This window comes from Paraburkholderia fungorum (assembly GCF_046026025.1).
Lineage (GTDB): Bacteria > Pseudomonadota > Gammaproteobacteria > Burkholderiales > Burkholderiaceae > Paraburkholderia > Paraburkholderia fungorum_E.
In genome coordinates this window covers 16,249-31,701 of record NZ_JAQQFL010000043.1, presented here as the reverse complement: position 1 = coordinate 31,701, position 15,453 = coordinate 16,249, and the positions used below count along the sequence as shown (strand labels likewise).

Genomic DNA, 15,453 nt, shown 5'->3' with positions numbered 1-15,453 from the left:
GTCGATGCGAAATACGTATTCGTTGAGACGGGTTCGTCAGGGTGTTGCCGCGATCAGCTTCAGCCCCGCGGGCAGCGATTCGCCGAACACGCGACCTTCATCGGCGTCGTCGAGCTCCACGGTCTCGCTGACCATCCTGATCCACGCGTGCGGCGCATTGGCCGCTTCGAGCCTGCGCACCACGGTATGGCGCAACGCTTCGGGCAGGTCGCGCGAACGGTCGCCGGTCATCCGGGCGATCTGCACGGCGGCAAATGCCGCAGGGTCGATCTTCTTCCAGTCGAGCGCGAGGAGTGCGTTCAGCCATGGTGCCGCGATGTCCGGCGGCACGACGCTATGCGCGCTGCCATAGAACGGCCGACGTGCACCGATGCGGCCGACCGCCCACCAGCTTTGATGATTTTCCGCGGGCTTCTTCAATCGCGTGAGCACCGATTCGCCAAGCTCGATCTTGCGTTCGACCGGAATTCGTTCGAGCGACGCGCTTAGCCGGACCATGTCGGTGAAGCCGGTTTTCGACACGTCGAACGGTAGTTTGTGGCGCGATTGTGCGGCTGTTTGCAGATAGGCCATTGCGTCGAGCACACGCAGTTGCGCGCTTTCGTCGAGGCCGCCCGCCGCGCGCCGCCACAGCGTCCACCATTCCGACCAGACCTGGCTGTCGTTGACGTACTGGATACCGTCGTCGAACAGCGGCCAGAGTTGTTCGACGCGCCACTCGTCGAGCGGATAGCCGAAACCCGGCCGTACGCAATAGCCGGCCAGATTGAGCCACAGGCGTTCGTGGTCCGCAGAGCGCCGCCGGCGGCGCGCGCGTTCCCACAGCGCACCGAACAGCTCGCGCAGCAGCGCGCTGTTCCAGGCTTCGCGCGGGCCGAGGAGTTGTTCGAGCTGCGAGCGCAGGCGTTTGACTTCCTTGGGGTCGACTTTTTGCGCGCGGGAGCCGAAGCATCGGTCGATATGGTCGATCGCTTCGTCGAGCGCGGGGTGGCGGTTTTGTGCGGGGTCCGTAGACAGGTTCACCTGGGCAGATTCACGGCGCACCTGGAATTCGAGCAGCCAGCGCTGCGCCGGATTGTCGAGTTCGATGCAGTGCACGTCGAGGGTGCCCACTTCGGTCAGGGCGGTGGCGATCTGTACCGCGGTTTCGCCGCGCGCCGTGCTCGCGCCCCGCGCTTGCACGATCGTCGCGATGGGGGGCAGTCGAACGAAATCGCTTTGTGTGAGATCGATCAATTCGCCGGGACGATAGACCGTGTCCGCGCTTGAAGAGGCCAGGTGAAAGCGCACCGGGTGCCCGAGACGCAGCGCGAACGTGCGGTCTTCGATCCGGATCTCGTGGCCTTCTTCGGTGCCGCGCGGCAGCAGACAGATGCCGCGTTCGCCGTCACCGCTTTCGTCCAGTACGAGGAAATAACTGCGTGCCGAACCGCCACCGATTTTCGGCGCCTGGCCCTTGCGGGCGAGCGCATACGCGACCGCGCCGCGCGCCACGGCGACGTCGGGATTGTCGTTGTGCAGAACGTTGAGCGGCTCACCGCGCCATGCGCCCAAGGTGCTGGCGAGACGCTGCGTGAGCGCCTCGGCGCGAAACACGCCGCCGTTCAGCAGCAGCGTGTCGGGAATCGGCAAAGACGCGTCCTGAGCTTCGCCCGTAGTGGAAGAAAGTGCGGAGGAATCCGAAGCAGAACCCAACGCCTGACGCGACTGTGCCGCGAAGCGGCTTAGAAACGCCGCGATATGACGCGTGACCGCGGCATCGGTGGCATAGGGCAGGCCGAATTCGACGATCGCGCCGCGCGGTCTTCCGGGCCGTTCATGCGATGCCACCACGGGAAAGAATCCGTCGACGATGATCTGCTCGACTTCCTCACGCGTGACCTGCACCGTGCGCGCGCCGCCGATCAGCTTCGAGCCCGCACCGAGCAGTGTGATCGAAGCGGACTCCGGTGCGTCCGGACCGAGCAGTTGTTCCTTCGCGGCGCGGCAACGCTCGACCAGTTGCGACAGGTTCGCCGCCGACAAACGCGTGCGCTCGTTGCCCGCCTGAGGCAAACGCGCCTCGACCCGGTGCGCGAGCGCGAGATCCATGTTGTCGCCGCCGAGCATCAGATGGTTGCCCACGCCGATGCGCGTGAGCGCCGGCTCACCGTCGCGCATGCCGACTTCGATCAGCGTGAGGTCGGTCGTGCCGCCGCCCACATCGCAGATCAGCACGAGCCGGGTGCCCGACAGCTCAGTTGCAAGGCGCTCGCGATGATGAAACAGCCAGTCGTAGAACGCGGCCTGCGGTTCTTCCAGCAGCCTTAGCGTGGGCAGGCCCGCCATGCGCGCCGCTTCCACGGTCAACGCCCGCGCGCCTTCGTCGAACGACGCGGGCACCGTCAGCACGACGTCCTGCGCTTCGAGCGGCGCGTGCGGAAAGCGCTGATTCCAGGCCGCCCGCACGTGCGCCAGATAGCTCGCGCTGGCTTCGACGGGCGAGACCTTGCGGACATCGTCCGCGGCGCCCCATGGCAGGATCGGCGCGACCCGGTCCACCGAGGCGTGCGACAGCCAGCTCTTCGCGCTCGCGACCAGTCGTCCCGGCACCTGGCCGCCGAGCGCGCGCGCGAGCCGGCCGATCACGACGGGTTGATCTGCCTCATCGATCTGACCGGGCGCGCCGCAGTCCGAACCATTCGCCGCACGCCACGGCAGCTGCAAATCGCCCGCGCTCAACTCGCCCGGCGCCGCGTGATACCGCACCGAAGGCAGCAGCGGCCGCGCGGCGACTTCGCCGAGACTCACCAACTGCTCGATCTCGAAGACGTGAATCTCCTGCGAACCCGCTGCGGGATCGCCCGCCGCGGGATCGCCCGCCGCGGCGTAGGCCAGCACCGTATTGCTGGTGCCGAGATCAATCCCGACGCTGTAGCGCTTCATCGCCGTCATGCATTGGCGCCGCCGCGCACGTCGAATTCGACCTTCCAGCGCTCGTCGGTGCCGCGCGGTACGGCTTCGAGTTCGAGCGTGCCGGCTTCCGTCACGCGCGCATGCAGTTTCACCGGCACGATCTCACCGGCGGTGCGGCCGGCGGAGGGCAGCGTCGCCTGGATTTCATCGAGTTCCTGCAATTCCTCGGGGCCCCAGAAGTCGAGCAGCGTGCCGACCTGATCCTGACGACGCACCGACGATCCGAAGAAGCGGAAATGCACCGGCTCGCCAACCACCAGCCCGAACTCCTGCGCCGGCAATTCGGCCTCGGTGCCTTCCTCCATGCCGAACGGGGCGAGGCACAACGCCTGCACCGGCGGCTCGAGACCGGGGACGGCGGGCATCGCCGATTCGATTGCGATGTAGTACGCGCGCGCCGTGCCGCCGCGAATGCGCACGCCCTGGCCGCGCCGCACATAGCCGTAATAGGCCGCGCCACGCGCAACGGCGAGATCGAGATCGGCGCCTTCGAGCAGGCGCGCTTGCGGCGCGCTTTCGGCGCTGAGCCAGCCATTGAGCGTGCCCATGATCCGCTCGACCAGCAGCGGCGACTTGAACACGCCACCGTTGAAGAGCACCGCGGTGGGGTGCAGGAAGCTCGCGCCTTCGGCGCTGGCGATATCGCGCAAGCCTTCGAGTTCGGCGAGCGCGCCCACCTGACGGCCGAGGAAGGCGGCCAGATGCCGCGTGATGCCCGCGTCCTGCGCATACGGCAGGCCGAGTTGCGTCAGACCGGCACGCGCGCGGCTCACCGGACGCGCCGCGCTCTCCACCTGCGGGAAGAAGCCTTCGAGGATCGTCTGGGTCAATTCCGCGCGCGTGAGTTCGGTGCGGATCGAACCGCCGATCAGCTTCGAGCCGCGGCTCGGCACGACGAGCGGCACGGTATCGGTCGACGGGTCGCTCAGTAGCGTTTCTTTCGCCGCGCGGCAGGCATAGGTGAGGGCGCGCAGTTGCCAGGCGTCGGCCTGGGTCCCGAGCGCCGCGAGCTTGCGCGCGACCACGTGGGCGAGCGCGAGGTCCATGTTGTCGCCGCCCAGCAGGATGTGTTCGCCGACCGCGACGCGATGCAGTTCGAGATTGCCTTCGCGCTCGATCACGGCGATCAGCGAGAGGTCGGTCGTGCCGCCACCCACATCGACGACGAGAATGATGTCGCCGACCCTGACCTGCTTGCGCCACTGGCCGCCGCTCTTCTGAATCCAGCTATACAGCGCGGCTTGTGGTTCTTCGAGCAGCGTCATGCGGCCGTAACCGGCGGCCTCGGCGGCTTCGGCGGTCAGCTCGCGCGCGGCCGGATCGAACGACGCGGGGATCGTCACCGTGATGTCCTGCTGGCTGAACGGCGCGTCCGGATGCGCGTGGTCCCACGCTTCGCGCAGATGCGTCAGATAGCGCACCGAGCTTTCGAGCGGCGACACGCGCGCGACTTCGGGCGGCGCGTCGTTCGGCAGAATTGCCGCGCGACGGTCGACGCCCGGATGGCACAGCCAGCTCTTGGCGCTCGACACGAGCCGGATCGGCGTGGCCGCGCCGCGGTTGCGAGCAAACTCGCCGACTGCGAATTCGCGCTGGCCGGTCCACGGCAGGTACAGGTCGCCTGAAGCGAGTTCGTCCGGATGCGGCAGGTAGAGGAACGAAGGCAGCAGATCGAGGTTGTCGATCGCGCCGGGGCCGGTGAGTTGAGCGACCGGCAGCACGCCCTGAGCGGTCTTTTCGCCGTCGCTGGCCGTGGTGTCCACGTAGGAGAGCGCGCAGTGCGTCGTGCCCAGATCGATGCCGATTGAGAAGCGCGCGTCGCTCATAGCTCCACCTCGGCCGGTGCGATTACCTTGGCATTGTGGCTGTCGGTCAGCTTCGGCAGACGCACTTCGTCGACCCGCCAGCCGCGGTGGCTGATGCTGCCGTTAAACGGCGCCTTGCCGACGACGTTGCCGGTCAGGCGAATCGAGCTGGCGTCGAAGCCTTCGGCCAGCGTCACGCGGCTGCCCTCGGCCTCGTCGCGCACCGGACGGATCGTGAAATGCTCGCGCAGCGTCGCGCGGCAACCGTCATGCACGAGCCGGGCGGCGGCGCCAATGTCGGCGTCGCTATAGCTCTTGATGTCTTCTTCGACGAAATCGATGAAGCGCGCGTCGCGTTGCAGCAGGCCGAGCAACTGGAGCGCGGCGTCCGGGCTCGCTTCCTTCAGCGTGGGCGCGGGCTGAGGCGCGGGGGCCGGCGCCGCGGCGGGAGCGGGCGTGGGGGCCGGTGCGGGGCGCGCGGCAGCGGTGCTGCCAGCGGCGCCAGCACTGCCATTGCGCAGGCGCAGCACGCCGGCGGCGAACTCACCGTCGCCGAGGATGCTGAAAAACGTACCGACGGCGAGTGAAATCCTGCCGAGGAAAGAGGGGTTCGAGTCTGTCATGAATGCTCCTGAGGGGCTCTGTTAAAGGACGAGCTGTCCTGGCTGCGCCGCATGCGACCGGCCCGGCGCGCCGGATTGGCGTGCTGGGCCGTCGTCATGCGTCATGGCGAGGGTCGGCGGCAGGCAAGCCGCCGAGGTCTGATTCATCCGGTTTTGCGGTGCGCTGTGGTGCGTCGTAGTGCGTTTCGCTCGCGCAAACCCGTATTTTGCCTTGTCGCGCGCCCAAAGCGGGCAAAGCCGGCAATTCTAGCGGTCAATCGGCGGAGATTGGCGGGTGAAGCAGGGTGCCTGCCGGGTGCTTGCCGGGAATAGTCAGCCGCCCATTTCATGCGGTGTGAGGTCCGAATTCGGCCACCACCTGGTCGATAAACGCGCGCAGTTTCGGGGTGGCGCGGCTCGCCGGAAAGACCAGATGCATGGGCCGCGAAGGCGCTTGGTAGTCCTTCAGCAGGCGCACCAGCCGGCCCGCCGCTAGCTCGTCTTTCACCGCCACTTCGGGCGCGAGTATCACGCCGCCGCCATGCAGCGCGGCGGCCAGCAGCGCTTTCACGTCGTTGGCCTGAAAGCGGCCGGCGATCGGCACCACGTGCTGGCCGTGCGCGTCGGCAAAACGCCATTCGGTTTCGACCGGCAAGCTCGTATAGACGAAGCTCAGACACTCGTGCGCCGCCAGCGCTTGCGGTGTAGCCGGCTCGCCGTGCTCGGCCAGATAACCGGGAGACGCGCATGCGACCAGCCGGTACGGCATCAACGGCCGGGCGATCAACGACGAATCCGACAGCGAGCCGAGCCGGATCGCGGCTTCGTAGCCTTCGTCGATCAGATCGACAAAGCGGTCGGTCAGCGCCAACTCGACCCGTACCTCGGGATGCGCCTTCAGGTAGCGCGTGATCATGGGGGCGAGACAGCAGGTGCCGAAAGTCACCGGCGCGGTGATGCGCAAACGCCCGCGCGGCGAGGCCGACAGTTCCTGAGCGACCGATTCGGCCGCTTCGGCATCCGCCAGCAGCGCCTTGCAGCGTTCGTAGAAGATCTGGCCGATCTCGGTGAGGCTCTGGCGGCGCGTGGTGCGATTGAGCAAGCGCGCGCCGACCCGTTCCTCCAGCGTGCTGACATGCTTGCCGGCCATCTGCGAAGAGATGCCGAAGGCAAGCGCGGCCGCGGCGAACGAACCGCTGTCCGCGGTTTTCACGAACACGGCCATGCTGGTCAAGCGATCCATGATTCCCCACTCCTGATTTCGACAGCCGTCGAATTTAGCAGGTTTATCCGATTGAAGTTTTGAATCATAGTGCTTCTCACCGATGGGCGTGCGCTCAACGGAGCGATCCTCAGATAGACATGGAGTGTGAAACATGAAGATAGGCATTCTCGGCGCCGGCTTTATCGGCCGCGCGATGGCGGCGCTCGCCAGAAACGCGGGTCACGAAGTCATGATCAGCAATTCCCGTGGTCCGCAGACGCTGACCAGCACGGCCGCGGCGCTTGGCTGTGCGCTCGGCACGGCAGAAGAGGCGGCGAAGTTCGGCGACGTGGTGATCGTCGCCGTGCCGTTCGGGAGCCTCGATGCGCTGCCGGTTGCGGCGCTCGACGGCAAGATCGTGATCGATACGTCCAATCACTATCCCGACCGCGATGGCCGGATCGAGGCGCTCGAGAGCGGTTCGACGACCACCAGCCAGATGCTGGCCGCCGCGTTGCCGGGCGCGAAGGTGGTCAAGGCCTTCAATGCGATCCTGGCAAAGGACCTTGAAACGGACGGCAAGCCGCCCGGCGCGGCGGGCCGCCGGGCACTGCCGCTGGCCGGCGATGATGCGCAGGCCAGACAGGTCGTGAGCGGGCTGCTCGACCAGTTCGGCTTCGATCCGGTCGACGCCGGGACGCTCGCCGATAGCTGGCGCTTCGAGCGTGCGAAGCCGGTTTATTGCATTCCGCTGGATCGGGCGGGCATCGTGGAAGGATTGGCTGCGGCGCGACGGGATGTCGAGTTGCCGCACGGGTCATGGCGGCGCTGAACCGGCGTTCAGCGCCGACCCGGTCGATCCCAGCCGGCTAACGGCCCGCCATCAGACCGCCATCAGGCCGCTCAATCAGTCAGCCATCAGGCAGGAAAGTCAGTCGATGCCGACACCGTCTTCCAGGTGTCGGTTTCCTCGGCGACGTAGGCATTTTTCTCAGCGATGGCCTTCAGCGTGTCGGTGCCAAGCGGCAGCCGCAGCGGTGGCGTTTGCGCATCGACCAGTTCGACCATGGCGAGCGCGAGCTTCTCCGGGTTGCCCGGCTGGTTGTGGTTCAGGGTGGTCGCGAGCCGGCGTACATGGCCTGACGTCTCGTCATAGTCGGCGATCACGTTGCCGGCAACCACAAGCGACGACGCGTCGAGGAAGTCGGTACGGAAATATCCCGGCTCCACGACGGTGGCGTGAATGCCGAGCGGCTTGAGTTCGGCGTGCAAGGCCTCGGTCAGGCCTTCCACCGCGAACTTGGTCGAACAATACGCACCGAAGCCGGCGGCGGATCGATAGCCGCCGATCGACGACATATTGATGACGTGACCTGCCCGCTGCGCGCGCATCACCGGCAAAACGGCGCGCGTGATGTTCAGCAGGCCGAAGATGTTGGTGTCGTACATGCGACGCACGTCGGCGTCGCTGGACTCCTCGATTGCGCCAAGCAAACCGAATCCCGCATTGTTGACCAGAACGTCGATACGGCCGAATCGTTCCACCGCGGCCTGAACCGCCGCTTTCGCCTGAGTTTCATTGGTGACGTCCAGCGCCAGCGGGAGCAGTGCCGGCGAATCACCGAAGCGCTCGGCGATCGCCGCGACATTGCGGCCGGTGGCAACGACCGCGTTGCCGTCAGCGAGAGCCGCCTGGGCGATCAGGGCGCCGAGGCCCCGCGACGCGCCAGTGATGAACCAGACGCGCTTGAAGCCGTTGTTTGCGGAGGTGACCATGGTGTTGCTCCTACGTTTCGAGTGGAAGTGAACGAATCATAGGAGGGGCGATTGGCACAAACTAGCCATGGATTGGTAGACTGATAATCAACTTTTCTTTCCTAATCCGACTAGCCATGAACGAAGTTCGCGCGATCACGATATTCGTCCGGGCCGCAGCGCTGGGAAGCCTGCGCAAGGCCGCCGTGGATCAGGGCATCTCGCCGCAGGCGGCGAGCCATGCGGTGATGCAACTGGAAAAGGAGCTGGGGGTTCGGCTTTTCCACCGAACCACACGCAAGTTGAGCCTGACGGAGGAGGGGCAGGGGCTGCTGGACAGCGTGAAACCTGCGCTGGCCGTATTGTCCTCGGCACTCGACGACGCACGGCGATCGAAAGACGAGATTGCGGGCCCGCTGCGGGTGAGCGCGCCAAGAGCCATGGGACAGACCGTGCTGTGGCCGTATTTCCTGGAATTCGCCGAATTGCACCCGAATGTGCAGTTGGACGTGCAGTTCGACGACCTCTTCACCGACCTCGTCAGCGATCGCGCCGACGTCGGTTTTCGTGGCGGCTCGCCGCCCTCGGGCGGCACGATCGCGCGCCGGCTCCTGCCGATTCAACTGATCGTCTGCGCATCGCCCGCCTATCTCGAGCGGCATGGCGCGCCGCGGACCATCGACGAACTCGACGCACACCACTGCACCGGCTATCGGCGGGCGAATACCGGCAAGCAGGCGCCGTGGGAATTCCTGATCGGCGATGAGATCGTCTTTCGCGACATCGCAACAAGCTTATGCGTCAACGACACGGACGCGGAGACCCAGGCCGTGCTGGCCGGACTTGCCATCGGCCAACTCGGCAGCTTCTCGGCGACCGTGCCGATCAGGCGGGGCCAGCTCGTTCCGTTGCTCGTCAAGCACGTCACGCAGCGTGAAGCCATCTACATCTACTATCGCCACCGAACCGAGCAGCCGCTGCGCGTGCGGACGTTCATCGACTTCATGATCGGGCGCCTCGCGGGAAACACGAATTTCTACTTGGAGCCGGCCGAGCTTCGCGCTGCGCGTTGAGCCGATGAGCGCGACGTGGCGACGTACCCGTGTGGCCGGGCCGCGCCGTCAACCGTGGTCTATTTGATCGACTGGATCTGCGCCTGGCTCAGTTCCCACGTATGGGGCGGCAGTGGAATGAAGTGCACCGTATCGAGGTAGGCCTCATTCGTCTCCGACGGCACGATGGTCCAGAGCAGAAACCTGCGCAACGCGGTAGCGGTCGCGGCGTCGGCCTGTTTCGCCGACACCACCGCGTACTCGTAATTGACGAGGGGATAGGCGCCCGACGCCGGCGCGAACACCAGGCTCAGACGTTCGTCAGGCGGCGTGCGCGGGCCGAGCGAGGCGGCGCCTGCCGTGATCGTGTCCTTGTTCGGCAAGACGAATTCACCTGCTCCATTCTTGAGCGCCGCGGTACCGAGTTTTGCCGCGGCGAGTTTGTCGGTGAAGCTGACCCCGACGTAACCGAGCGACCAGGGTGTCGATTGCAGCGCCTGCACCATGCCCGCATTGCCCACCGCGCTTGCGTTACCCGGCACAGCGGGCCAGGCGATGCTGGTGCCGTAGCCCTTGTCGCTTTCCCAGGCCGGTGTCGAGAACGACAGGAATTGCGTGAACACGAACGTATCGCCGGAGCCGTCGGCCCGATGGATCGGCACAATCGCGTGATGGGGCAAGGCCACGCCGGGGTTGAGCGCCGCGATCTGCGGCGCATCCCAGTTGCGGATCGCGCCGGTGTAGATGCCGGCGAGTACCGGGCCGTCCAGCTTGAGATGCGTCGCGTTGAGGCCGGGCAGGTTGTAGTTGACCGTCTGCGCGGCGATAGCGAGTGGGACGTTGATGATCTGCGGGTGCTGCCTCATATCGGCATCGGACATATAGGCGTCGGACGCACCGATCTGCACCTTGCCCATGAGCGCCTGCTGGATACCGGCTTCCGAGCCGGTCGCGCCGGTGGTAACCCGGATGCCGGGGTGCGATTGGGTGTACGCATCCACCCAGGTCGTGAACAACGGGTACAGCAAGGTCGAGCCGGTTTCGCTCAGCGTGAGGTCCTGCGCATGGGCCAACGGGCCCGTCGTCAAGGTGAGCGCGGCGGCGCACAGCGGCGCGGCGGCGATGTGCCGCCAGCGTGCGCGCAATACCGGGTTCTTGTGTTGCTCAGTCATGCGTGTCTCCGTCGCGATACAGGGAATCCGTCGGGTGTGTGCAGGCGCCATGGCGGGGTGCGAACGCGCTTAGCGTCCAATCTCGTCAAGGCTCACGCCATTGGTTTCGATGCGGAACAGCCACGTGACCACGGCGCCGAGAAGCGACGTGCCCACGAGAATGTAGAGAAGGGGTCCGGTGCCGATGCCTGTCAGCAGAATCGGGAACAGGAAGGCGGTCGCGACCGCACCGATCTTGCCGACCGCTGCGGCGAAGCCCGCACCCGTGCCGCGAATGGCGGTCGGAAACACTTCGCCCGCCAGCAGATATGTCTGCGCGTTAGGCCCCAGGTTGGTCATGAAGTTGAACAGCATGAAGCCGGCAAAAATCACCACGGTCTTGGTGGAGCCTTCGAAACCATCGGAGAACGAAGCAACCAGCAAACCTGCCGCGCAGCCGATAAAGCCGATCACTTGCAGCCAGATTCGCCCGACCCTGTCCGCGAGGATGACGGCGAAAATGATGCCGACGATCAGCAGCATCGTGATCAGGGCCGCGCCTTTGGCGGCGAGGATGTCGTTGAGAATCAGATCGGTGATGCTGCGCACCTGGTCAGGCTTGCTGCCGAACGCCGCGGCGAGAATGGTGGGCGTGAAAATGCCGATGCCATAGGTGCCGAGATCCTGCAGGAACCACGGTATCGAGGCAAGAATCGTGGCGCGCAGGTTGCGCTTCGCGAACAGCGCGAAAAAGCTCTGCTTGCCGCCGTGGCCGCTGGCGGCATTGTCGAGTTCGCGCGATAGCGCGATGCTGGTCGGATATTGCGGTGTACGGACCAGCAGGCGTTTTGCAGCAGCTTCCGCGCGATCGACCGCGCCGCGAATGTGCAGCCAGCTCGGGCTTTCGGTAATGAAGAAGCGGCCAATGGTCACCGCCAGCGCGGGGATAATCGCGGTGCCGTACATCCAGCGCCACGCGTCGAGGGTCGGGATCGTCGAGAGGACGAGAAAGCCGACCGCCGTGCCGCCCAGTGCGCCGAGCGCCTGGAAGCCGAACGCCGCCAGCACCAGTTTGCCGCGCGCGCTACTGGGGATGCTTTCGGAGATGATCATATGCGCGGTCGGATAGTCGCAGCCGAGCGCCACACCGAGTCCGAACAGGCAGATCACGAGCGAGGTGAAGTTGGTGCAAAGGACCAGCAGCACCAGAAACGCGACGAAGATGATCATCTCGACAATGAACATCCGCTTGCGCCCGAAGTAGTCGGACATGCCGCCCAGACCCACCGCGCCGACCAGGATGCCCATCAGGCTGGCGGCGCTGATGAGGCCGTTCTGCGCCGCACCAATGCCGAACTCCCGCGAGATCAGCGGGAGCGCCACGCCGGTCATGAAGACAACAAATCCTTCGAAGAACTTTCCCGCTGCGGCGAGCGACCAGATGCGCCATTGCATGCCTGTCATCGGCACCGTTGGAAGACGGGTGCCGTCGGGCCATATTGGACGTTCGTCAATGTACTGCTGCACCGACTTCACATTGGCCTGCCGCAAACCCTCGGAATCTGCCACATCATGCATAACTTGCTCCTTGTGGAACTGCAGCGGTAGCACGGGCGATCGAAAGCATGTCGTAAGCGGGCACGCACACGTATTTCGCCGTGCATCGTGCGCCTCCCAGTGGCGCGCGAATCTGGAATCGAGCATCTGGCCGATGCACGGCGGGCGGGGAGATGGGGAACCGACCCCGTGGGCAGCCAGACTGACATGGTGCCGCCCGTGGGTGTCGTTCGGATGACACAAACCTGTCGTAAAACATTCGGTGCAATCTCGCGTATTGCGATCTTTTCGCGACGACGACGGGGTGTCACCCGGTGCAGCTTGCTGACTGGTTCGGTACGAGCGAACGACGCTTAGGTCTTTGTTTAGGTCTTTGGCAACGTGGATTTTCCGCTTCGTTTGCGCGGCTTGGGCTCGACGCCTATGCGCGGATCACGGGCGAGCACGAGCGCGGTCATCCGTTCCACGACGGGTTCGAACGCCGGGTCGTCTTGCGGCACATAAAGCCATTTGCCGAGTACCGGATGCGGCCGCAAAGCGGGCATGTCCTCGATGAGCGTGGCGTGCCGATCCTGTGAGGTGCATACCAGCAGTCCGTTCCAGGGCTTGTCGCGATCGGCTGCGATCAGGCACAGCAGGCCGTCGATATAGGCCGCGTCGCTGCCGAACATCCGCTTGCAGATATAGGTTGAATCGCGTTCGAACGCGTCGAAGATCCAGAGGAGCGAGTTGCGGATGGAAGAGGGCATTGCCGCGAAGTCCGTGACGATAAAAGCGACGTTGAGCTTACACAAATTTGTGGGCCTTGGCAGCCGGTGTCGAAACCATTCACGGATCCATTTCTAGCGTGCACGTTTTGTCTGGGCAAACGGGGTTGATCGGGCCGATACGAATCCGCCGTCAAGCGTTATTTCTCTCTTGACAGAAATAACTGAAGAAAATAAAGTTGCTGACATGGAACTCACACCGATCGCCGAACGATTCATTCTCCATTGGGGCGAAATGGGCTCGCGCTGGGGCGTCAATCGCACCGTCGCGCAGATTCACGCGCTGCTGTATCTGCTCGGCCGCCCAATCGCGGCGGACGAGATCGCCGATACGCTCGGTGTTGCCCGCTCAAATGTGAGTACGAGTCTGAAAGAACTCCAGTCATGGCGCCTTGCCAAGGTGGTGCACGTGATGGGGGATCGTCGCGATCACTTCGAAACCTCCACGGATATCTGGGAACTGTTCAAGCTGATCGTGGAAGGGCGCAGGCAACGCGAGATCGATCCGACGCTGACTATGCTGCGCGATAGCCTGGTCAGTCCGGAGATGGCGCAAGAAAGCCGCGACACGGAAAAACGCATTCGCGAGACGTTGAAGTTTCTCGAAACGCTCACAACCTGGTCCGATGAGATGCTGCGTTTGAAACCCGAAACGTTGATGAAGACGCTTGGCATGGGCGCGAAGATCAGTCGTACGGTACGACGCACGAAAGACTAGCGGGATGGCGCGGACGACAGCGTCGTCCATTTTTTTGATCGGTTATTTCTGTTTATACAGAAATAACAGTAACAGGAAGAATTAAAATGAACCTGTGTTCAGCGAGCGTATCCCGTGCTGCTTCCGTCATGGAGTTCACGGTATGAATGTTCTGGTCTGCGGTGCGAATGGCTTCATCGGCCGGGCGCTGTGCGAGGCACTCGCCAAGGCTGGGCATCGGGTGTTCAAAGGCGTGAGATGCGCCCTGCGCGAAGACGAAATCGCGGTCGACTACACGACCGATCTTGAGCCGTCCGATTGGTTGTCGAAGTTATGCGCGATCGACGTCGTGATCAACGCGGTCGGTATCCTGATCGAACGCGGCGACCAGACTTTCGAGCGCATCCACCGCCGCGCGCCGATCGCACTGTTCGAAGCGGCATCACGTGCAGGCGTGCGGTGCATCGTCCAGGTATCTGCCCTTGGCGCGCAGACTGGTGAAACGGACTACTTCGCCAGTAAGCGGGCCGCCGACGCGTACCTGCAATCGTCGCCCGTCACGCACCATATCCTCCGGCCCGCTCTGGTCTACGGAGTGACCGGTTCTTCGTCACGCTTCTTTCGCGCCATCGCGAGCCTGCCGGTTCATCCGCTGCCCGCAGGCGGCCATCAGTTGATGCGGCCGATCCACGTGGACGAGCTTGCCGAAATCGTCGTGCGGCTACTGAAGTCCGACGTTACGGATGCGCCGGTTCTCGATCTGGTAGGGGGCACGCAACTTGAATATCGGCAGATGCTGGCGACTTATCGCGCGTCGATGGCGCTGCCTCCGGCATGGTGCATCAGCATACCGGCGACCCTGATCGATGCAGGTGCAGCACTTCTCGACCGCGTGCCCCATTCCATGCTGACACGCGACACCTGGCGAATGCTCCAGGCGGGAAGCACCGGGCCGGTCGCGTCGACAACGAACGTATTGGGGCGTCCGCCCGCAGGCCTCGAAACCTTTGTCGCGCCAGCCGAGGCAATCCCGTTACGCCATGCGGCATTGGCGATGTGGCGGCCCGTCTTGCTGCGTGGTGCGCTGGCGATCGTGTGGCTCTGGACGGCGCTCTGCAGCGCCTTCATCTATCCGCAAGCGGCGAGTCTCGCACTGCTCGCGCGCGTGCATCTGCACGGCGGCGCGGCGCTGTCCGCACTCTATCTGGCGGCGGCGTTGGATTGTGTTTTTGGCGTCGCCACACTGGTTCGCCCGAGGCGGCGTCTTTGGGCGATGCAGATAGGGCTGATCGCTGCGTATTCGATCGTCATCGCCGCGGCGTTACCCGAATTCCTGTGGCATCCGTTCGGTCCGATCCTGAAGAATGTGCCGATCCTGGCTTTGCTGCTCGTTCTCTTTAGTGAGGAAACACGGTCATGAACCTCTATCTGGCGATCAAGACGCTGCACATCATGTCGTCGGTGCTGCTGGTGGGAACCGGTTTTGGCACGGCGTTCTATCTCTACTTTGCGAACCGGACGCGTTGTGTGCCCGCGATCGCCACTGTTTCGCGACTGGTGGTGCGGGCCGACCTCTGGTTCACCACGCCGGCGATCGTTTTTCAACCGCTGTCCGGCTTGTGGCTCGCGCACACCGCGGGTTGGTCGTGGAGCACATCGTGGATCGTCGCGGCGATCGGACTCTATCTGGTGGCGGGCGCATGCTGGTTGCCGGTCGTATGGCTGCAACTGGCGATGGCGAGGATCGCCGCAAGCGCGAATGCGAGCGGCGCGGCTGCGCTGCCGCCGCAGTATTGGCGCTATGCGATGCACTGGGAATGGTTGGGGTATCCGGCGTTCGTCGCGATGGCGGTGGTGTATTACCTGATGGTCTTCAAGCCGGCCTTGTAGGCGAGATAAGACGCATGC

The 15,453-nt window shown here is 64.5% G+C and carries 13 protein-coding genes; 5 read left to right on the top strand and 8 right to left on the bottom strand.

Annotated features, from left to right (window positions below):
* Positions 1-36: 36 nt before the first annotated feature.
* The 4 genes from PQR67_RS33550 to PQR67_RS33535 form a co-directional block, all read right to left on the bottom strand.
* Entirely contained in the window at positions 37-2,934 is a 2,898-nt protein-coding gene (locus PQR67_RS33550; RefSeq protein ID WP_408467095.1) for an Hsp70 family protein, read from the bottom strand.
* Entirely contained in the window at positions 2,931-4,781 is a 1,851-nt protein-coding gene (locus PQR67_RS33545; protein ID WP_408467094.1) for an Hsp70 family protein, read from the bottom strand. Before PQR67_RS33545 ends, PQR67_RS33550 begins: the two co-directional genes overlap by 4 nt.
* Positions 4,778-5,383: a DUF2760 domain-containing protein gene (locus PQR67_RS33540; protein ID WP_408467093.1), complete on the bottom strand. Its 606-nt coding sequence runs from the start codon at positions 5,381-5,383 to the stop codon at positions 4,778-4,780. Before PQR67_RS33540 ends, PQR67_RS33545 begins: the two co-directional genes overlap by 4 nt.
* A gap of 325 nt (positions 5,384-5,708) precedes the next feature.
* Positions 5,709-6,605, bottom strand: coding sequence for a LysR family transcriptional regulator (locus PQR67_RS33535; protein ID WP_408467092.1), 897 nt, complete (start codon positions 6,603-6,605; stop codon positions 5,709-5,711).
* Between the two features lie 133 nt (positions 6,606-6,738).
* Here PQR67_RS33535 and PQR67_RS33530 point away from each other — a divergent pair, with 133 nt between their 5' ends.
* Entirely contained in the window at positions 6,739-7,398 is a 660-nt protein-coding gene (locus PQR67_RS33530) for an NADPH-dependent F420 reductase (protein WP_408467091.1), read from the top strand.
* Positions 7,399-7,484: 86 nt separating this feature from the next.
* Here the strand turns inward: PQR67_RS33530 and PQR67_RS33525 are convergent, their stop codons facing one another.
* Entirely contained in the window at positions 7,485-8,342 is an 858-nt protein-coding gene (locus PQR67_RS33525) for an oxidoreductase (RefSeq protein ID WP_408467090.1), read from the bottom strand.
* A 116-nt stretch (positions 8,343-8,458) separates the two neighbouring features.
* On the opposite strand from PQR67_RS33525, the gene PQR67_RS33520 reads away from it, so the two are divergent.
* Positions 8,459-9,394 (top strand): LysR family transcriptional regulator, encoded by a 936-nt coding sequence (locus PQR67_RS33520; protein ID WP_408467089.1) that lies wholly within the window; start codon positions 8,459-8,461, stop codon positions 9,392-9,394.
* Between the two features lie 59 nt (positions 9,395-9,453).
* On the opposite strand, the gene pstS is transcribed toward PQR67_RS33520, so the two are convergent.
* From pstS to PQR67_RS33505, 3 genes are all read right to left on the bottom strand, one after another.
* Positions 9,454-10,545, bottom strand: a complete 1,092-nt coding sequence (gene pstS, locus PQR67_RS33515) for a phosphate ABC transporter substrate-binding protein PstS (RefSeq protein WP_408467088.1) — start codon at positions 10,543-10,545, stop codon at positions 9,454-9,456.
* Positions 10,546-10,614: 69 nt separating this feature from the next.
* A complete protein-coding gene (locus PQR67_RS33510; protein ID WP_408467087.1) occupies positions 10,615-12,102 on the bottom strand; it encodes an MFS transporter in 1,488 nt (495 codons plus the stop codon).
* 344 nt (positions 12,103-12,446) lie between these two features.
* Positions 12,447-12,830 carry a hypothetical protein gene (locus PQR67_RS33505; RefSeq protein WP_408467086.1) on the bottom strand — a complete coding sequence of 128 codons (384 nt, stop codon included), beginning with the start codon at positions 12,828-12,830 and terminating at the stop codon, positions 12,447-12,449.
* 205 nt (positions 12,831-13,035) lie between these two features.
* Between PQR67_RS33505 and PQR67_RS33500 the strand changes: the two genes are divergently transcribed.
* The 3 genes from PQR67_RS33500 to PQR67_RS33490 all read left to right on the top strand — a co-directional run bounded on the left by PQR67_RS33500 (position 13,036) and on the right by PQR67_RS33490 (position 15,435).
* Positions 13,036-13,566 (top strand): GbsR/MarR family transcriptional regulator, encoded by a 531-nt coding sequence (locus PQR67_RS33500; RefSeq protein ID WP_408467085.1) that lies wholly within the window; start codon positions 13,036-13,038, stop codon positions 13,564-13,566.
* Positions 13,567-13,708: 142 nt separating this feature from the next.
* Complete coding sequence (locus PQR67_RS33495; RefSeq protein WP_408467084.1) at positions 13,709-14,965, top strand: SDR family oxidoreductase; 1,257 nt, start codon at positions 13,709-13,711, stop codon at positions 14,963-14,965.
* Complete coding sequence (locus PQR67_RS33490; RefSeq protein ID WP_408467083.1) at positions 14,962-15,435, top strand: DUF2269 family protein; 474 nt, start codon at positions 14,962-14,964, stop codon at positions 15,433-15,435. The genes PQR67_RS33495 and PQR67_RS33490 overlap by 4 nt, the downstream gene beginning before the upstream one ends.
* Positions 15,436-15,453: the final 18 nt, after the last annotated feature.